Genomic DNA, 19,377 nt, shown 5'->3' with positions numbered 1-19,377 from the left:
TATTCCGCCAACCAGCACAAGGCGACCGTCGCGCGGGCCGACACGGGCACATTTGTCGTGGCCGATGCCCCGACCGATGCCATTGCGGATGCCTTTGCCGAGGCCGAGCGGCAGAATGCCAGCACCAGCGGCAGCGTGCCGTCGTTGTATGAAGGCATTTACCAGACGGCACTGGAACAGGACATTCCCGAGCCGATGATCGGCGAACTGGTTCGGGCCTTCTCCTATGATGTCGACTTCAACGGGCGCGTGCAGCCCGGCGATGCGATCGAAGTCTTCTACGGGCTGATCGAGGAAGGCGTCGATGAGCCGGCGGAGATCCTCTATGCCTCGCTCAACACCGGTTCGACCCTGCGTCGGCTGTACCGGTTCCGGACCCCGGATGACGGGTCGGTCGACTATTACGACGAAGCCGGGCGGAGCGCGAAGAAGTTCCTCGTGCGAAAGCCGCTCTCGGGCGGCGTGTTCCGGTCCGGCTTCGGCATGCGCCGGCATCCGATCCACGGATTTGCCAAGATGCATACCGGTGTCGACTGGTCAGCCAGCCGCGGCGTTCCGATCATGGCTGCCGGTAACGGCACCGTCGTCAAGGCACAGTGGGTGTCCGGCTATGGCAAGCGCGTCGAGATCCGCCACGCCAATGGCTATGTCACCACCTACAGCCACATGAATGATTTTGCCGGCGGGATTGTCGAGGGCATGCGGGTAAACCAGGGCCAGGTGATCGGCTATGTCGGATCCACCGGCCTGTCGACCGGGCCGCATCTGCATTACGAGGTTCTCGTCAACGACAACTTCGTCGACCCGATGCGTATTCGCCTGCCGCGCGGCCGGGTGCTGGAAGGCGAGATGCTGGCGGCCTTCGAAGCCGAGCGCGACCGGATCGACACCCTGCTGGATCGTGGCCAGCGTCCGTCGCGCGTGGCTTCGGCCAGCACGGTCACGCGCTGACAACGACACCACCGCCAAAAAACGAAACGGCCCGCATCTGCGGGCCGTTTGTTTTTGCTGTCGGGACTTGCCTGTCCCCGCTCAGGCAGCAGCCGAGCGGCTGGCCTCGCGGCTGAAGATCAGCCGGTCCGTACCAGCCGACACGCTGATATGGTCGCCATCAAGGATCGCGCCGGAAAGGATCTTCTCCGCCAGCGGATCCTGGACTTCCTTCTGGATCACCCGCTTCAGCGGCCGGGCGCCATAAGCCGGGTCATATCCCTTCTGCGACAGCCAGCCGATTGCGTCATCGTCCAGATCCAGCGTGATCTTGCGATCGCTCAACAAGCCGCGCAGGCGGCCGAGCTGGATGTCAACGATCGAGGCCATCTGGTTGCGCTGCAGCCGGTGGAACAGTACGATCTCGTCGAGCCGGTTGAGGAACTCGGGGCGGAAGTGACCCCGCACCACCGACATCACCTCATCGCGAACCTGATCCGAATCCTCGCCATCCGGCTGGTTGACGAGATATTCGGCCCCGAGGTTCGAGGTCATGATGATCAGCGTGTTGCGGAAATCGACCGTCCGGCCCTGACCGTCCGTCAGACGCCCGTCGTCGAGAACCTGCAGGAGCACGTTGAAGACATCCGTATGCGCCTTCTCGATTTCGTCGAACAGCACGACCTGGTAGGGCCGGCGGCGAACGGCTTCTGTCAGCGAACCACCTTCCTCGTAGCCGACATAACCCGGAGGCGCGCCAATCAGCCGGGCCACGGAGTGCTTCTCCATGAACTCCGACATGTCGATCCGCACCATCGCGGTGTCGTCATCGAAGAGGAACGAGGCCAGCGCCTTGGTCAGCTCGGTCTTGCCGACACCGGTGGGCCCGAGGAACATGAACGAGCCGATCGGCCGGTTCGGATCCTGCAGACCGGCGCGGGCACGGCGAACCGCGGTGGAGACCGCATGGATCGCCTCCGCCTGGCCGACAACCCGCCGGGCCAGTTCGTCTTCCATCCGCAAGAGCTTGTCGCGCTCACCCTCGAGCATCTTGTCGACCGGGATGCCGGTCCATTTCGACACCACCTGGGCGATGTGGCTCGGCGTCACGGCCTCGTCAACCATCGCGCCTTTTGCTGAAATCGCTGCGCTGTCAGCCAGCTTGCGTTCTAGATCCGGAATGACGCCATAGGCGAGCTCGCCTGCGCGGGCGAGATTGCCCTGCCGCTGAGCCTTTTCCAGTTCGCCGCGGGCGTGGTCCAGCTGCTCCTTGAGCTTCTGCTCGGAGGTCAGCTTGGCCTTTTCCGCCTGCCAGCGGCTGGTCAGTTCCGCAGAGTCCTGCTCCAGTTCGGCCAGCTCCTTCTCAAGCTTGCCAAGCCGGTCGAGCGTCGCGGCATCGCTTTCCTTCTTGAGTGCTTCGCGTTCGATCTTGAGCTGGATGATGCGGCGATCCAGCTCGTCCAGCTCTTCCGGCTTGGAGTCCACCTGCATGCGCAGGCGGCTGGCGGCCTCGTCCATCAGGTCGATGGCCTTGTCCGGCAGGAACCGGTCCGTGATGTAGCGATTGGACAGCGTCGCGGCGGCAACGATCGCGGCATCCGTGATGCGGACACCGTGATGCAGTTCATACTTCTCCTTGATGCCGCGCAGGATCGAGATGGAGTCTTCCACCGTCGGCTCGCTGACGAATACGGGCTGGAACCGGCGGGCCAGAGCCGCATCCTTTTCCACGTGCTTACGATACTCATCGAGCGTCGTTGCGCCGACGCAGTGCAGCTCGCCGCGGGCAAGTGCGGGCTTCAGCAGGTTGGACGCATCCATCGCACCATCGGCCTTGCCCGCGCCAACCAGCGTGTGCATTTCATCGATGAACAGGATGACCCCGCCGGCTGCGGTTTCGACCTCCGACAGGATGCCCTTGAGCCGCTCCTCGAATTCGCCGCGATACTTCGCACCAGCAATCAGCGCGCCCATGTCGAGGGCGAGCAGCTGCTTGTCCTTGAGGGATTCCGGGACATCGCCGTTGACGATGCGCAGCGCGAGACCTTCAGCGATGGCCGTCTTGCCAACGCCGGGCTCACCGATCAGGACCGGATTGTTCTTGGTACGGCGGGACAGGACCTGGATCGTGCGCCGGATCTCCTCGTCGCGGCCGATGACAGGGTCAAGCTTGCCGTCGCGGGCGGCCTGGGTCAGGTCACGGGTGAATTTCTTCAGCGCGTCATACTGGTTTTCGGCGCTGGCGGAATTGGCGGTCCGCCCCTTGCGCAGGGCATTGATCGCCTGATTCAGGTTGGCCGGGGTCACGCCAGCCTTGGCGAGGATCTTTCCCGGTTCGCTGTCCGTGTCCATCGCCAGTGCCAGCAGCATGCGCTCGACGGTGACAAAACTGTCCCCCGCCTTGTCGGCAAGCTTTTCGGCCTGGTCGAAGAACCTCGCCGTTCCGGCTGCCATGTAAAGCTGACCGGATCCGCCGGATACTTTCGGCATCTTTTCGAGCGTGCGCTCAAGTTCGGCCTTGGCATCGCGCGAACGGCCGCCGGCGCGGTCGATCAGACCCGAGGCCATACCCTCCGGATCGTCCAGAAGCACCTTGAGGATATGCTCCGGCGTGAACTGCTGATGGCCCTGACCCAACGCATAGGTCTGGGCCGACTGAATGAAACCCCGGGCGCGTTCGGTGTATTTTTCGACGTTCATCATCATCCTCCTTGCCGCCGGTCCACCCGAAGCATGGCCGGCGTATCGGAATTGCGGCCCCCGCCAGGCGAGCAGCCGCGCCATCCTGACGGTGGCACTCCCGATATAGTGTTGCAAATCGACAACAAAAGGGGGCGCCGGACAACTCAGGAACTTTCCTAACAGGCGAAGCTCGCCTGACACTGGAGCTGCCCGCGCACCTTGAGGCGAAAACAGAAACGGCGCCCGCGTGGCGGGCGCCGTTTCTTGTTCACAACAGGACTGACCTTGGCTCAGGCATCGCTGCCAGCAACCGCCTCGGTGTCCTTGGTCCGGCGCGGACGCACGGTCCGGCGGGCGCGCGGCTTGGCTTCTGCTTCCGCCTCACCAGCCTCGACAGCAGCTTCAACGGGAGCCGGTGCCGGCTCGGCGTTGACGGCAACTTCCGGGGCATCGCCCTCGTCGCCACGACGCTGGCCGCGGCCACGGGTGCCACGAAGACGGCGGCGCGGCTTGTCGTCGTCGCCCTCGAGGTTGACCTCGTGCACCTGATCCTCGATCAGATCCTGCACGGGCGCTGCCCGGTTGCCGTGGCCGTTGACCTCGACGACCGGCATATGGTCGATGAAGGGCTGCGGCGTATCGGCGGTAACGATATCGACCGGACGTGCGGCGCGGTCATAGCGATCACCACGCTCGCGGCGGTCGCCGCGATTGCCACGTTCAGCACGATCGCCACGCTCAGGGCGTTCACCCCGTTCAGGACGCTCTGACCGCTCAGCGCGGTCGGGGCGCTCGGCACGGTCACCACGCTCGGGGCGCTCGCTGCGATCCGGACGTCCGGCGCGTTCGCTCCGCTCGGGGCGATCACCCCGGTCGTAGCGGTCGCCGCGCTCAGGCCTCTCGCCGCGCTCGGACTGCTCGTTGCGGTCCTGGCGCTCATAGCGATCCTGACGGTCGGAACGATCCTGGCGATCCGGACGCTCGGCGCGGTCTGGACGCTCGGAACGCTCGGAACGTTCTGGCCGCTCGAACTGCTCGTAGCGCTCGCCGCCCTGATCTTCATCGTCCTCATCGTCCTGGCTGCCGTCGAAACGCAGGCCATTGGCGGAGAGCATGTTGGGCTGAGCAGCGGCAACGATGCGCAGATAGTGTTCGGCGTGCTGGAAATAGTTTTCCGACATCACGCGGTCACCGGCTGCATGCGCATCACGGGCCAACTGCTGGTACTTCTCGGCAATATGCAGAGCCGTACCGCGGATCTTCACGTCCGGTCCGTTCGATTCAAACGTCCGGTTAAGCGGACTGGGACCCTTGCGGCCCCTGCCCCGCATACGCTGCTTGTTTTGATTTCCTGGTCTCATCCTGCCGTTAACTCTTGAGGAACGGCGACCGGCGCATTGCCGATCAATCACGTGACGCCGCCTGCGATGCGCCAGCTCGCGCGGTCCTAAAGAAAAGACCCCGATCACTGACGGGCACACGACCGCCTGTTAGTAAAACTCGACGCGATTGCTCTATCCCGAAACGGAGAGAATTCAATCATCATCTGCGACAGACCGAGTTGCCGGAGCTTTTTGAAATTTATCGGGTCCCAAAACGCGTCGCGATCGTTTGGCCCGATATCCCCGTCCAGGCTAGATCGCCGAGCAGGCAGTATAGTCCTGCCCCGATTGCGTCATTCCGGCTTCGGCGAGGTGAAACTATCTGGTTCCTTCAGGATTTCCAAGCCCTTTTTCAGGCTTCAAGGATCGGTTTCACGGGGTCTTTCCAGCCAAGGACGACCCGGTCGAGGCCGGAAAGATCCTGAAGAGTTTCAACACGTTGGAACCCAGCATCGCAAAGAAGCGCGGCAACAGACGCACCTTGTGCGCAACCGATCTCAAGCGCAAGCAGCCCGCCCTCTTCAAGAAGAGCGAAAGATAGCGGTGCAATCTGGCGATAGGCATCAAGTCCATCGACGCCGCCATCCAGTGCAAGATGCGGATCATGATCGAGGACATTGCTGGCCAATTCGCTCAGTTCAGCATGCGAAATGTAAGGGGGATTACTGACAATCACATCCAGTCCCCCAGCGAGCGCTGAGGCGTAATCGGCACACAGGAACAGCACCCGGTCAGACAGGCCATGCTTTTGCGCATTGGCCCGCGCCGTTGCAAGCGCCTCGTGCGACAGGTCAACCGCGACGCCAATGGCTTCAGACCACTGGCTCAACAGCGCAAGAACAATGGCTCCGGTTCCCGTCCCCAGATCGGCCAGACGCAACGGCCCGGGCTTGATGCGGGTCAGCACGGCCTCGACCAGGATTTCCGTGTCGGGACGTGGCTCAAGTGTCGCGGAGGACAGGCTGAGCTCCAGGCCGAAAAACTCGCGCCGTCCAAGGATCCGGCCGACCGGCTCGCCCGCCAACCGCCGCGCGCCATAGTCTGCGGCCCGGACCAGGCTTTCCTGCGTGATGGATTCGTGCGGATCGAGCACCAGGGCGCCGGGTTCAATGCCGAGGGCGGCAGCGACGAGGATCCTTGCATCCAGATCAGCGGTCGGCAGCTGCGCATCGCGGAAGCGGTCGCGCCAGTCCCGGTACAGCGTGCCGCGTGTGGCCATCATGCCTCCTCGGCGGCCATCAGCGTTGCCTGATGATCGATAGTCAGCGCCTCGATCACCTCATCCAGCGCCTCGCCAGACAGGATCTGCTCCAGCTTGTAGAGCGTCAGGCCGATGCGATGATCGGTGACCCGGCCCTGCGGATAATTGTAGGTGCGGATCCGCTCGGAGCGGTCGCCGGAGCCGACTTGCAGCCGGCGCGCTTCGGTGCGTTCGCTGGCAATCTTCTCGCGCTGGCCGTCGTAGATGCGGGCGCGCAGCAGCTGCAGCGCGCGGGCCTTGTTCTTGTGCTGCGAGCGCTCGTCCTGCACGGCGACAACAATGCCGGTCGGAACGTGGGTGATACGCACGGCCGAGTCGGTCGTGTTGACGTGCTGGCCGCCGGCGCCGGATGCACGGTAGGTGTCGATCCGCAGATCAGATTCGACGATCTCGACATCGACTTCCTCCGCCTGCGGCAGCACCGCGACGGTGGCAGCGGAGGTATGGATACGGCCGCCGGACTCGGTTTCCGGCACACGCTGGACGCGGTGCACGCCGGACTCGAACTTCAGCCGGGCGAAGACGTTCTCGCCAGTCACCGAGGCGATGACTTCCTTGTAGCCACCGACTTCACCCTCGCTTGCCGACAGGACTTCCACTTTCCAGCCGCGCAATTCGGCAAAGCGCTGGTACATGCGGAACAGATCACCGGCAAACAGCGCAGCCTCGTCACCGCCCGTACCGGCGCGCACTTCGAGGATCGCGTCATTCTTGTCGGCGGAGTCCTTCGGCAACAGACCGATCCGAACCGCCTGGGTCAGCTCGGCCACCCGGGCTGTGAGGTCGTCGCGTTCGGCCTCGGCCAGCTCGCGCATCTCCCGGTCAGATCCGGCCTCCTCGATCATCGCCGCGGCTCCGGCGAGTTCCTCTTCGGCCTTGCGCAAGGCCTGAACGGCCCGGACCAGCGGCTCGATCTCGGCATATTCGCGCGACAGCCGGACATAGGTCGCCGCGTCCGGATTGGACGACATGCGATGCTCGATCTCGGCAAAGCGGTTGAGCAACGTATCGAGTTTTCCTTGCGCAAGCATGCGCGAATCTCCTCGGCCGCGCGGTCAGTCCGGCGCGGGCACAGGGTAAATGGGTGTCTAGAGAGCGACGTCCTGCTCGGCCGCGAACTGGCGCAGGAACTGGCGCAGATCCCGGTCCGGATGGCCCGGCTCGAGCCGCGGCAACAGCCGCGCCTGCAGCCGGCCAAGGTCCAGGCTGCGGATCATGGCCTTCACCGGACCGAGCGCGGCAGGTGACATGGACAATGAGCGGAAGCCGATGCCCACCAGAGCCATCGCCTCCAGCGGCTTGCCGGCCAGCTCACCGCACAGGGTCACCGGCACATGATACCGTGCCGCCGCATCCGTGATCGACTTCAGCGCCCGCAGGAACCCGGCCCCCATCGTGTCATAGCGATCGGCAACCCGGGTGTTGCCACGGTCGACCGCATTGAAGAACTGGAACAGATCGTTCGAGCCGACCGACACGAAGTCCACCGCCTGCATCAGCTCCTCGAGCTGATAGAGCAGCGAGGGAACCTCGATCATCGTGCCAAGCCGGATCGCATCCGGCACCGCATGACCATGCCGGCGCGAGTGGCGCAGCTCGCGGTCAACCAGATCCTTGGCACGGTGGAACTCCTCGACTTCGGAGACCATCGGGAACATCAACCGCAGCTCGCGCCCGGCTGCCGCCCGCAACAGGGCCCGCACCTGCGTGCGCAGCAGTCCCGGACGATCAAGGCCGAGGCGCAGAGCGCGCCAGCCCATGGCCGGGTTTTCCTCATGGATCGCCCGGAGATACGGCAGCACCTTGTCACCGCCGATATCGAGCGAGCGGAAGGTCACCGGCTTTCCGCCGGCAGCATCCAGCACCTGGGTGTACTGGTTCTGCTGATCCGACAGCCGGGGGAACGACGAGGCAACCATGAACTGCAGTTCGGTCCGGAACAGCCCGACGCCAACAGCGCCGGATTCGGACAAATGCGGCAGATCGACCAGCAGGCCGGCGTTCATCTGCAGCCCGACTTCCACGCCGTCCTTGGTGACCGACGGCTTGGCGCGAAGACGGCGATATTCCGCCTGGCGGCGAGCCCGGAACCGGACCTTTTCGGCGTAGGCATCCTGCACGTCCGTCGCCGGCCGCAGATAGACCTCGCCCGAACCGCCATCGACGATAATGGCATCGCCCGCATCGGCAAGGCTGACCACGTCCTGGACCTGACCGACCGCAGCAATACCAAGCGCGCGGGCGACAATCGTCACGTGGCTGGTCGGACCACCTTCCTCGAGAACGACGCCGCGAATCCGGTCCCGGCCGTAGTCCAGCAGCTCGGCCGCGCCCATGTTGCGCGCCACGATGATCGCGTCTTTCGGCAGCACGCCGGAGGACGAGCCATGCTGGCGGCCCATCAGCTCGCGGATCAGCCGGTGCGCCAGATCATCGAGATCATGCAGGCGCTCGCGCAGATAGGGATCGGTCTGGCGCAGCATGCGGGCACGCATGTCGCTCTGGACCTTTTCCACGGCCGCTTCCGCCGTCAGGCCATTGTTGATGGCCTCCTCGATCTTGCGGATCCAGCCCTGGTCATAGGCGAACATCCGGTAGGCTTCCAGCACGTCCCGGTGCTCGCCGGACTGGGCCATGTCGCCGCTGGACAGCAGGCTGTCGATGGACAGGCGCAGCCGGTTGACAGCCGCCTCGAGACGGGTCCGCTCGTTGTCGGTGTCTTCGGCAATAAGATTGGTGACGACGACGCGCGGCTCATGCAGCACCACATGACCAAGGCCGACGCCATCGGCAAGGCCAACTGCCTCGAACCGTATCGGGCGCGAGAGGTCAAGCGCGGTCCCGGGCTTTGCAATCGCTTCCAGCTCGCCGGCGGCGACCATTTCCGCGATGACCATCGCGGTTGTCTGCAGCGCCTCGACCTCGTCCTCGTAATAGGTGCGGTGCGACTTGTTCTGCACCACGAGAACACCGAGCGTGCGCCCGGCGCGCAGCACCGGCACACCGAGGAACGAGTTGTAAGCCTCTTCGCCCGTCTCCGGCAGATAGGCGAAGGCGGGGTGCGCGCGCGCGTTAGGGAGATTGAGCGGCCGGGCTTCGGCAGCAATCAGGCCGACGAGGCCTTGTCCGACGCGCAGCTGCGCCTGGTGCACGGCTTCGCGCTTGAGGCCTTCGGTGGCGTAAAGCTCAAGAACACCGTCGGCTCGTAAAATGTAGACGGAACAGACTTCCGCGACCACGTTGGACGCGATCAGCACCACGATCTTGTCGAGCCGTTCCTGCGCGTTGATCGGCTCCGCCATGACTTCGCGAAGCCGGCGGAGCAACAGGCGCGGACCGGCCAGATTGCTGCGCATTGTCAGCTCCGTTCCCGTCGGCGTGAAAGCCACTGGCGGGAGGACCCCGCCAGCGCATGCTCCACGGAAATGCTTATCCGTCCAATCCGTATAGCGAATGGAGAGTCCGGACCGCAAGTTCCGTGTAAGCGGAATCGATCAGCACGGAGATCTTGATTTCCGACGTGGTGATGGCGCGGATGTTGATGCCCTTCTCCGCAAGGCCGCAGAAACACTGGGCGGCAACGCCGGCGTGGGAGCGCATGCCGATGCCGATGACCGACACCTTGACCACATCGCGGGCGCCTTCGACAGCGGCGTAACCAAGCACGGTGCGCTTGTCTTCAAGCACCTTCAGCGCCCGCTCGTATTCCGATTCGGGCACGGTGAAGGTGATGTCCGTCGTCTTGCCGTCCGGCGAGATGTTCTGGACGATCATGTCCACGTTGATGTTGGCATCGGCAAGCGGGCCGAAAACGGAACCGGCAACACCCGGCTGGTCCGGCACGTTGCGGATGGAAATCTGGGCTTCGTCCTTGGCAAAGGCGATGCCGGTCACGACTTGCTGTTCCACGAGCTCATCCTCGTCGCAGATAAGGGTTCCGGGGGGCAGACCATCCTTGCCCGTCTGCGGGGCATCGGGATCATCAAAGCTGGAGCGTACGAACGTGCGCACGCCATGCACCATGGCCATCTCGACCGAGCGGACCTGCAGCACCTTGGCGCCAAGCGAGGCCATCTCGAGCATTTCCTCGAAGGCCACACGGTCGAGCCGGCGGGCTTTCGGGACGATGCGCGGGTCCGTGGTGTAGACGCCGTCCACATCCGTATAGATGTCGCAGCGGTCGGCCTGGATCGCGGCGGCGATGGCAACGGCGCTGGTGTCGGAGCCACCACGGCCAAGCGTGGAGATGCGGTTGTCCGGGGCAATGCCCTGGAAACCGGCAACCACGGCCACCTGGCCCTGCTGCAGGCGTTCGACCATGAAGGCGCCGTCGATGCCGGCAATCCGGGCGGCCCCGTGCGAGCCATCGGTGCGGATCGGGATCTGCCAGCCCTGCCAGGACCGGGCGTTGACACCCATTTCCTGCAGCACAATGGCCAGGAGGCCCGAAGTCACCTGCTCGCCGGATGCGACGACTGCGTCATATTCACGCGCGTCATGCATCGGCGCGGCTTCCCGGCACCAGGCCACCAGCTGGTTGGTGGCGCCCGACATGGCGGAGACGACGACGGCGACTTCATGGCCAGCGTCAACTTCGCGCTTCACGTGACGGGCCACGTTGCGGATACGTTCGATATTGGCGACGGACGTACCGCCGAACTTCATAACCAGTCGGGCCATTTTTGGTCCTGGTCTACACTCGCGAGGGCCTGTGGGCGCAAGAAGCGCGCCCGGCGGATCGGGCGAAATGCATACAGCGACATCGCCCCTGCTGCAACACCGCGCCTTGACAAAGTGGCCGCAAGCGAGAAGGTCATCCGCGCGGCGCAAGCCCCACGTAAGACAGCCGGACGGCCTTGACCGCCCGCAGGACAAAACCCGAGGAAAGGACCAGCCATGAGCCCGAATGCCAGCCCCCACACCGCCGGCACCGTCGATGAGCGCGAAGTGGCCCGGTTCTCCGCCATGGCGGCCGAATGGTGGAGCCCGACGGGCAAGTTCCGCCCGCTGCACAAGTTCAATCCGGTGCGCCTTGCCTACATCAAGGAAAAGGTCTGCGAGCGGTTCGGCCGCGACCCGAAAGCCAGCGACGCCTTCAGGGGCCTGCGCATCCTCGACATCGGCTGCGGCGGCGGCCTTTTGAGCGAGCCGATGGCACGCCTCGGGGCAGAGGTGACCGGGGCCGACCCGTCCACAACCAACATCGAGATCGCACGGCTGCATGCGGCCCAGTCCGGCCTGGCCATCGATTACCGCGCCACAACCGCTGAAGAACTCGCCGCCGCTGGCGAGACTTTTGACGTGGTTCTGAACATGGAAGTTGTCGAACACGTCGCTGACGTGCCCCTGTTCCTGTCGGAAGTCGCGCGGATGGTCCGGCCCGATGGACTGATGTTTGTCGCCACCATCAACCGCACGCTGAAGGCCTATGCTCTGGCGATTGTCGGTGCGGAGTATGTGCTGCGCTGGCTGCCCAAAGGCACGCATTCCTATGAGAAGCTGGTGCGCCCGTCCGAGATCGAAGGCCCGCTTGCTGCTGCCGGCCTGGAAATCCTGGACCGCAATGGCGTCACCTACAATCCGCTCACCGACAGCTGGAACAAGTCGCGCGACATGGATGTGAACTACATGCTTCTCGCCGGCCGCGCCGGCGGCCCGGCGCGCTGACGGAACCGCACCATGGAACCGATTGTCCTGATCCCGGGTCTTCTGTGCACCGAGACCCTTTATGCCCCGCAGATCGTCGCCCTGGCAGACCGCCCCGTTCTGGTTGCCAATCACCGCGAGCATGACACGATCGCAGCGATTGCGGCCGATATCCTGTCGCAGGTCCCGGGGCGTTTTGCCCTGGCCGGCCTGTCGATGGGCGGTTACGTCGCCATGGAAATCATGCGGCAGGCTGCAGAGCGCGTAACGCGGCTTGCCCTCCTGGATACAAGCCCGCGCCCGGATGCGCCCGAACAGGGCGAACGCCGCCGCGTGCTGATCGAACTGGCCGAGACGGGCAAGTTCGCCAAGGTCCCGCATCTGCTCTATCCCGGCCTGGTCGATGCAAGCCGGATCGAAGACGAAGGACTGAAAGGCGTTGTCGTCGACATGGCGCGCGAAACCGGCGCGGAAGCCTTTGTGCGCCAGCAGAAAGCGATCATGAGCCGGATTGATTCGCGGCCGTCACTGGGGGCGATCACGGTCCCGACCCTGGTTCTGGTTGGAGAGGGCGACACGCTGACGCCGCCGGCCATCGCGCGCGACATGCATGAGGCCATCCCCGGCAGCAGTCTCGCCGTGCTTCCGGGTTGCGGTCATCTGTCGACACTCGAGGCACCGGGCGCAGTCACCGCCGAGTTGCAGTCGTGGTTGCGGCGCTGACGCGGACCTGCGTCCGTCACCGCATCAGGACATAGGTGCCCGGCGCTGGACAAAGCGGGGCAAGGCCAACCGAGGCCTTGCCCATGGTCGGCAATGCCCCACGCGGTCCAGAGCGCTCGGATAGCCAGGACGACCAGGCCTCCCACCACGATCCCTCGCGCTGGTCCGCAACAGCAACCCATCCTTCGGGATCGAGGTGGCCATTGTGCGGTGGCGAGGTCAGGATGCGATAACTGCGGTGCTTGTGACCCGGTTCGCTGACGATGCCAGCGTTGTGCCCGCCCGTGGTCAGGACAAAAGTGACCTCACTGTCCGCCAGATGGCGGATCTTGAACACGGAACGCCAGGGCGCCACGTGGTCCTGTTCCGTCCCGACGGCGAACACCGGCGCTGTGATGTCCTCAACCGACACCGCCGCGCCGTCGACCTTGTAACGTCCCTCGGCAAAGTCATTGCGCAGGAACAGCTGGCGCAGATACTCCGAATGCATGCGATATGGCATACGGGTGCCATCTGCATTCCAGGCCATCAGATCGAACATCGGCGCGCGCTCGCCGAGGAGATACTCGCGCACGACCCGCGACCAGATGAGGTCCTTTGACCGCAACAGCTGGAACGCCCCCGACATCTGCGCGGTGTCGAGATACCCCTGCTCCCACATCAGGTCTTCAAGGAACGACACTTCGCTCTCATCAATGAAGAGCGTCAGCTCGCCCGCTTCGGTGAAGTCGGTCTGTGCCGCAAAGAGCGACAGGCTGGCAATGCTCTCGTCGCCGCGATGGAACAGCCCTGCGGCCGTGATCGACAGCAAGGTCCCGCCAAGACAGTAGCCAGCTGCGTGAACCTTCGCCGCCCCCGTGATTTCGCGGGCGGCGGCAAGCGCGGCCTCGACGCCGAGACGGCGATAATCATCCATGCCCAGATCCCGGTCTTCAGTACCGGGATTGCGCCATGAAATCATGAAAACGGTAAAGCCCTGGCCGACCAGATACCGGACAAGCGAGTTTTCGGGCGACAGGTCGAGGATGTAGTATTTCATGATCCAGGCCGGCACGATCAGCACCGGCTCGGGATGCACATCAGGCGTCGACGGTTCGTACTGGATGAGTTCGATCAGCCTGTTGCGATAGACGACCTTGCCCGGGCTGACGGCAAGCGCTTCACCCGGGCGGAAGGTCTCGGTTTCCGGGTTCGGACGATTGCCGCCCAGCCGCTCCAGATCCTCGAACAGATGCTGCGATCCGCGGACGAGGTTCATGCCGCCTTCATCCATCGTACGGCGCAGGACCTCCGGGTTCGTCAGCAGGAAATTGGATGGCGCGGCAAGGTCCAGCATCTGCCGGGTCACGAAATCGACAATGCGCTCGTGATGAGGCGACACACCGCGCACGCCTGTCATTGCGTTGTACCACCACTGCTGAGTTAGCAGGAATGACTGGGCATAGAGATTGAACGGCCAGGTCTTCCAGCCTTCATGGGCAAAGCGATGGTCCTGCGGCAGAGGGTCAATGCAAGCCTCAGGCTGGCCACCGGCGACGGCACAGCTCATGGCAAAACGCGACAGCCGGGATGCCTTGCGAACGGCCTTTTGCACAAGACTGGCCTGCTTTCCCGGCAGCACCGCCAGATGCATGAGCCAGTCGGCATAGGCCTCGATCAAGGCTCCGGGGGAAACGCCTCCGGTCAGTCTTGCGAGGAAGGCCCGGGTGGCACGATCCAGAAGCTCTGAAGCTCCGGACTCAGTTTCATTGTCCTCCTGCGCTGCGCCGGGGAAAGGCATCGCGCTGGCCTTGCGGAAAAACTCGGCCGCTGACGCCAGAGCAGAGGGCACGGCCACGGAGGGAACGATCGGCATCGGATCTGGCATGAACATCTCCCCGGATCGACGCTGGTTGCCCGAAGGGGTGAGAGCGCGTCAGACCGCGCGCCACTATTTTGCAGCGCAATGCAGTCCGCAATGAGCCAGATCAATCTCACGCAGCGTCCGACGCGCTATCATGCCCGGCAGAACTGCGTATCATCAAATTGACGCGGAAGGCGTGTATGGCTGCGCGGGTTTTGATGGCCGGATGAACCGGGCACTATGTGCCGGAAAAAGGTGTTCGAGACGGTTTCAGCTTTTGGGAGGTGGATATGATGCAGCATGGCAGCAAACAGCACCACAACGGGCAGGATGACACCAACCCCGGCCTCGCCGCCATGGATCAGGCCCTGTCCCCGAGCTGGATCGCATACACCCCGGGCAACTGGAGCTGGGCGGAACGCAGTGACCGTGCCGAACAACAGGCGTTCCGCTGCATGGAAGATGTCCGCCGCAAGATGATCGCCAACGCAGAAAAGGCGATGACCAGCCAGATGGACTTCGTTTCACACCGCCTCAACGCCGACATGGACTGCTTCCGCCAGCTGACAACCTGCCGCCTGCCGGATGAGACGATGAAGACACTGCAGGGCTTCTTCCGCACCATGTGGCAGGACTACGAAAACCTCGCCCAGCGCACCTTCGCGCTGATGCAGGACAGTGTCAGCGACAGCGTCGCCAGCGCTGAAGCCCTCACCGAAACGGCCGTCGAAACGGTCGCGGCTCTTGAAAGCGCCGCTGAAGAAGAAGTTGCGCTGATCGTGCCATCTCTGGCGCCGAAGACTGAAGCGACGGCTCAGCCTGTCGCTGCTGCATCGCCCTCTGAAGCGCCCGCACCTGCGGAAGCCGTTGCAGCCGCTCCAGCCGAAGCCGCCAAGCCAGCCGTCAAGACCGCAGCTGCACGGAGCAGCACCACCCGCAAGGCCCCGGTCCGCAAGTCGCCTGTCAGCCGGTCACCCGCCAGCAAGCCGGCCCGCTAAGGCAAGCGGATCGAGCTGCTGATACTCAGTTGCGTTCCTCGGGGAGGACAGGCAGCGGCAGGATGCTGATGCCCTCTTCGAGGAGTGCGCGGGCATCCTCGGCATTGGTCTCGCCGTAGATGTCACGGTGATCCGTTTCGCCGTAGTGCATCTTGCGTGCTTCTTCAGCGAAGGCGGTCCCGACATGTTCCGCATTCGCCGTCATCTGCGCCCGCAGCTCCCGCAGCTTGGACACCAGCTCTGCATAGCGCGCATCCGAGGGAACGAGCGCGGCATTGGACGTTTCCGCGACCGCCGCCGGAACACTCGCCGCTGTGCCAGATGATGACTCGCCAGCCGAACCGGCGGGAGCTGCCGCCTGCGCTGCCTGCTGGCGCTCCTCGCGCTTTTCGGCCGTCGCAACCGCCGGCGCCATCAACGCCTTGCTGACCAGTGGCGACCCGCAGACCGGGCAGGAAATCAGCCCCTTCGAGCTTTGCAGGTCATAGTCGCCGGAGTTTCGGAACCAGGCTTCGAAGCTGTGGGCGTTGTCACACAGAAGCGAATAGCGGATCACGTGCGAGCTCCCTCAGACGGCCGACAGCGCGAAATCGCGCTCATTGGCAATTGCGGGAATGCGCTGGCGCGCCTTGACCGCCTCTTCCGGGTCGATCCGGGCGAGCACAATGCCCGGCTCGTCATGCGGCAGTTCGGCAATGACATCCCCCCACGGCCCGATGATCAGGCTGTGGCCATAGGTTTCCCGCCCGTCCTCATGCAGGCCACCCTGCGCGGCAGAGACCACAAAGGCACCGTTCTCGATGGCACGTGCCCGCTGCAGCACATGCCAATGCGCCGCTCCGGTCTGGCGGGTAAAAGCAGCCGGCATGGTCAGAAGGGTCGCACCAGCCCGGGCCTGGGTCCGGAAAATCGCCGGAAAGCGGACGTCATAGCAAACCGCCATGCCCATCTTCAGCCACGGCAGCGCAGCCACCATGCTTGCCTCGCCCGGGCGATAGGTCGCGGACTCGCGCCAGCTCTCGCCATTGGGAAGGTCGACGTCGAACATGTGGATCTTGTCGTAACGGGCCACGACAGCGCCATCCGGCCCGATCAGGAACCCGCGGTTTGCGACCTGGCCGTCCGGCAGAAGGATGGCAAGGGACCCAGCGTGAAGATGAATGCCCAGTTCGGCGGCAAGCTCCCTGAACCGCGCCAGCGTGGGATCCTTCTCCTCAAGCGTGATCTTTTCCATCAGATCCGCACGGCTGCGTTCCAGGATGTTCGTCATTTCCGGAGTTTGGACATAGACCGCGCCGGCTGCGGCCGCTTGCCGGATGAGCTTCTCGGCTTGCGCGATGTTGGCGGCAACAGAACGGGACGAACGCATCTGCACACAGGCAGCGGTGAAGGTGGTCATGGTCATCCTTATGCGCTCAGCAAGGGATCGAGTTTGCCGGAACGGTCCAGTTCGTGGAGATCATCGCAGCCACCGACATGACGACCGCCAATGAAGATCTGGGGAAACGTCGTGCGCCCGTTGGCCTTGCCGATCATCTCGGCCCGCAGGTTCGGACTGAAGGTCGCGTCATGCTCGGTGTAGGCCACGCCCTTGCTGTCGAGAAGGCGCTTGGCGGCGACACAATAGCCGCATCCCTGACGAGTGTAGATGATCACGTCAACCACGTCGAAACTCCTGCCGGGCGGGCCAGCCGCCACGCTGTCTGACCATACAATCGGGACGGCTTATATTGTCCGCGCGTCCTCTTGCACAAGGGCAAGTCCGATTGACCGGATATCGATGTCTTCACAAACACTAAAGATCATTCGTTACTGGATCGGCAATGGCAAATGTGAGCACGTCGACCCGGGCGACGCCGGCGGCGCGCAGCACGCGGGTACAGGCGGCGAGCGTCGAGCCCGTCGTCAGGACATCATCGACCAGGATGACATTGCGGCCGTGAAGACGCCCCTGCCCCGCATCGGTCACCCGGAAGGCGCGGCGCACGTTGATCTGGCGCTCCTTTGCCGACAGTCCCACCTGCTGCCGCGTCCGGCGGATCCGCTCCAGTGCAAGTGGATCCATCGCAACCCCGCTGGCACGGCTGACCGCATCAGCGAGCAGGGCCGCCTGGTTGAAGCGGCGTTGCCAAAGCCGGAACCGATGCAGCGGCACCGGTACAAGAACGCTCCCCGGCTCGAGCAGCTCCCGGCCATTGCGGGCCATCAACTGTCCCATCACCCCAGCCACGTCGCGCCGCGCACCGAACTTCAACGACAGCACAAGATCGCGCGCGGTCCCCTGATAGAGCGCTGCAGCGCGAGCCCTGTCATAGACGGGAGGATCAGCAATGGCCCGCGCACTCAGCGCTCCTTCGCCCAGATCATGCGAAAACGGCGTACCGAGTCGGGCGCACCAGGGTTGCTCGATGAACGGCATTGCCGTCCAGCAGGCCGGGCAGATGCCCTCATCCCGCGCCGTGACCGCATCGCAGACCGGGCAGCGCGGCGGCAACAGGCTGTCGAACGCTGATTGCGCCCCGGCGCGAACAAACGAAGACACATGCTGACACATTGACGAGACGAACCTCATGGGCAGCCCCAGATCACAAGGTTTGGTTGCAGCATAATGCGACCTGCGCCTCTCTGGATAGGCGCGGCGTGACCGATCGGTTCAATGTTGAAGCTTTGACGTTTGGCCGTTCAGCGGCATATAGGGGACCTGCTCAGTGGGGAGACCTCCCCTCAACAGGGACTATCGCAGTATGGCGCAGATGGATTTGTTCGACCGGAACCTGTTCGCACAGCGCCGCCAGCGAGCACTTGCCGCCCGGACACAAGGCGCGGACTTTTTGCTGGCTGCTGTTGCGGAGGAGCTGGGAGACAGACTGCTGGCCGTCAAGCGGCAGTTTGATCTGGCCGTCGACCTCGGTGGACACACCGGGCGCCTGGCTGCGGCACTGGCGGCAAGCGGCCGTGTTGATCATGTCCTGCGCGCAGATCTTTTCACCGCTGATCCGGGCCTGCCTGCGCCAGATCTTGTCTGTGACGATGCCTTGCTCCCGCTGAAGGACGCATCGGTCGGCCTGATTGCCTCCGCCTTGTCGCTGCAACTGGTCAATGATTTGCCTGGCGCGCTCATCCAGATCCGGCGCGCACTTTCGCCCGATGGTCTGTTTCTCGGCGCCGTATTGGGCGGCGAGACCTTGAGCGAACTGCGCGACTGCCTGATGCGGGCTGAACTGGAGCTGACGGGCGGTGCCGGCCCCCGCGTTGCCCCTTTCGCCGACACGCGTGATCTGGGTGCCCTGCTGCAACGAGCTGGATTCGCTCTGCCGGTGACCGATACCGACAAGCTGACGGTTCGCTACGACAATCTGTTTGGATTGATGCGTGATTTGCGGGCGATGGGCGGGACGTCCATTCTCACCGAGCGCAGCCGCAAGCCGTTGTCACGTGCTGTCTTCCTGAAAGCAGCCGAGCTCTACGCCGCCGATCACGCCGATGCGGATGGCCGGATCCGGGCGACATTCCAGGTCGTCTATCTGTCGGGATGGGCTCCGCACGAGAGCCAGCAGAAGCCGCTGAAGCCTGGCTCAGCCAAGATGCGCCTGGCCGACGCGCTCGATCCGATGCGAATGGAACCTGAGAGCTGAGGCAAAACAGCTGCGGCAGGCAGCATTCCAAAAAACGTTCGGATCAACTGCCCCGACGAAATGCTTCGGAGAAGATGGCAAAGTCGGCTTTCATTTCCTCGCCGATGGCCAAAAGAGTCCCCATGATCGCGGCGGAGATCAACGCCACCAGCAGGCCGTATTCGACCATCGTTGCTCCGGAATGATCAGCAACGAAGCGCTTCACCAGCGCCTTTGCGCCCGCCAGAAGGGAATTTTTGCCACCCGTCGGGATCATGCCAAGCTCCTCGCGGCCAGT

General features: G+C 63.9%; 17 protein-coding genes (1 of these 17 running past the window's edge). 5 read left to right on the top strand and 12 right to left on the bottom strand.

From position 1 onward, the window contains the following. Positions 1-951, top strand: the 3' portion of a protein-coding gene (locus OVA12_RS01220) for a M23 family metallopeptidase (protein ID WP_268133817.1). It extends 1,023 nt beyond the left edge of the window; only the last 951 of its 1,974 coding nucleotides appear in the window; its start codon lies beyond the left edge, outside the window; the stop codon is at positions 949-951. A gap of 81 nt (positions 952-1,032) precedes the next feature. Here the strand turns inward: OVA12_RS01220 and clpB are convergent, their stop codons facing one another. The 6 genes from clpB to OVA12_RS01190 all read right to left on the bottom strand — a co-directional run bounded on the left by clpB (position 1,033) and on the right by OVA12_RS01190 (position 10,935). Beyond that, complete coding sequence (gene clpB, locus OVA12_RS01215) at positions 1,033-3,630, bottom strand: ATP-dependent chaperone ClpB (protein WP_268133816.1); 2,598 nt, start codon at positions 3,628-3,630, stop codon at positions 1,033-1,035. 272 nt (positions 3,631-3,902) lie between these two features. After that, positions 3,903-4,943 (bottom strand): DUF4167 domain-containing protein, encoded by a 1,041-nt coding sequence (locus OVA12_RS01210; RefSeq protein ID WP_268133815.1) that lies wholly within the window; start codon positions 4,941-4,943, stop codon positions 3,903-3,905. A gap of 403 nt (positions 4,944-5,346) precedes the next feature. Continuing rightward, positions 5,347-6,213 carry a peptide chain release factor N(5)-glutamine methyltransferase gene (prmC, locus tag OVA12_RS01205; RefSeq protein ID WP_268133814.1) on the bottom strand — a complete coding sequence of 289 codons (867 nt, stop codon included), beginning with the start codon at positions 6,211-6,213 and terminating at the stop codon, positions 5,347-5,349. Beyond that, positions 6,213-7,286, bottom strand: coding sequence for a peptide chain release factor 1 (gene prfA, locus OVA12_RS01200; protein ID WP_268133813.1), 1,074 nt, complete (start codon positions 7,284-7,286; stop codon positions 6,213-6,215). Before prfA ends, prmC begins: the two co-directional genes overlap by 1 nt. Before the next feature lie 57 nt (positions 7,287-7,343). Continuing rightward, on the bottom strand, positions 7,344-9,611 hold the full coding sequence (ptsP, locus tag OVA12_RS01195) for a phosphoenolpyruvate--protein phosphotransferase (RefSeq protein ID WP_268133811.1): 2,268 nt from the start codon (positions 9,609-9,611) through the stop codon (positions 7,344-7,346). Between the two features lie 73 nt (positions 9,612-9,684). Further along, positions 9,685-10,935 (bottom strand): aspartate kinase, encoded by a 1,251-nt coding sequence (locus OVA12_RS01190; protein WP_268133810.1) that lies wholly within the window; start codon positions 10,933-10,935, stop codon positions 9,685-9,687. A gap of 216 nt (positions 10,936-11,151) precedes the next feature. Here OVA12_RS01190 and ubiG point away from each other — a divergent pair, with 216 nt between their 5' ends. Together ubiG and OVA12_RS01180 are read left to right on the top strand one after the other, a co-directional pair. Then, a complete protein-coding gene (gene ubiG, locus OVA12_RS01185; RefSeq protein ID WP_268133809.1) occupies positions 11,152-11,922 on the top strand; it encodes a bifunctional 2-polyprenyl-6-hydroxyphenol methylase/3-demethylubiquinol 3-O-methyltransferase UbiG in 771 nt (256 codons plus the stop codon). Positions 11,923-11,934: 12 nt separating this feature from the next. Continuing rightward, a complete protein-coding gene (locus OVA12_RS01180; RefSeq protein ID WP_268133808.1) occupies positions 11,935-12,624 on the top strand; it encodes an alpha/beta fold hydrolase in 690 nt (229 codons plus the stop codon). Between the two features lie 16 nt (positions 12,625-12,640). Here the strand turns inward: OVA12_RS01180 and OVA12_RS01175 are convergent, their stop codons facing one another. Beyond that, entirely contained in the window at positions 12,641-14,491 is a 1,851-nt protein-coding gene (locus OVA12_RS01175; RefSeq protein WP_442793797.1) for a PHA/PHB synthase family protein, read from the bottom strand. 269 nt (positions 14,492-14,760) lie between these two features. Here OVA12_RS01175 and OVA12_RS01170 point away from each other — a divergent pair, with 269 nt between their 5' ends. Continuing rightward, complete coding sequence (locus tag OVA12_RS01170; RefSeq protein ID WP_268133806.1) at positions 14,761-15,465, top strand: phasin family protein; 705 nt, start codon at positions 14,761-14,763, stop codon at positions 15,463-15,465. Positions 15,466-15,490: 25 nt separating this feature from the next. On the opposite strand, the gene OVA12_RS01165 is transcribed toward OVA12_RS01170, so the two are convergent. The 4 genes from OVA12_RS01165 to OVA12_RS01150 all read right to left on the bottom strand — a co-directional run bounded on the left by OVA12_RS01165 (position 15,491) and on the right by OVA12_RS01150 (position 18,007). After that, complete coding sequence (locus OVA12_RS01165; RefSeq protein WP_268133805.1) at positions 15,491-16,021, bottom strand: DUF1178 family protein; 531 nt, start codon at positions 16,019-16,021, stop codon at positions 15,491-15,493. 12 nt (positions 16,022-16,033) lie between these two features. Further along, positions 16,034-16,864 (bottom strand): carbon-nitrogen hydrolase family protein, encoded by an 831-nt coding sequence (locus OVA12_RS01160; protein WP_268136950.1) that lies wholly within the window; start codon positions 16,862-16,864, stop codon positions 16,034-16,036. 8 nt (positions 16,865-16,872) lie between these two features. After that, entirely contained in the window at positions 16,873-17,130 is a 258-nt protein-coding gene (grxC, locus tag OVA12_RS01155; protein WP_268133804.1) for a glutaredoxin 3, read from the bottom strand. Positions 17,131-17,260: 130 nt separating this feature from the next. Next, on the bottom strand, positions 17,261-18,007 hold the full coding sequence (locus tag OVA12_RS01150) for a ComF family protein (RefSeq protein WP_268133803.1): 747 nt from the start codon (positions 18,005-18,007) through the stop codon (positions 17,261-17,263). Between the two features lie 202 nt (positions 18,008-18,209). Here OVA12_RS01150 and OVA12_RS01145 point away from each other — a divergent pair, with 202 nt between their 5' ends. Beyond that, on the top strand, positions 18,210-19,100 hold the full coding sequence (locus OVA12_RS01145) for a class I SAM-dependent methyltransferase (RefSeq protein WP_268133802.1): 891 nt from the start codon (positions 18,210-18,212) through the stop codon (positions 19,098-19,100). A gap of 43 nt (positions 19,101-19,143) precedes the next feature. Here OVA12_RS01145 and OVA12_RS01140 read toward each other — a convergent pair whose 3' ends face one another. Further along, on the bottom strand, positions 19,144-19,356 hold the full coding sequence (locus OVA12_RS01140; RefSeq protein ID WP_268133801.1) for a Flp family type IVb pilin: 213 nt from the start codon (positions 19,354-19,356) through the stop codon (positions 19,144-19,146). Positions 19,357-19,377: the final 21 nt, after the last annotated feature.

Source organism: Pannonibacter sp. SL95 (genome assembly GCF_026672425.1).
Taxonomy (GTDB): Bacteria; Pseudomonadota; Alphaproteobacteria; order Rhizobiales; family Stappiaceae; genus Pannonibacter.
This window is presented reverse-complemented; position numbering and strand designations above follow the sequence as displayed.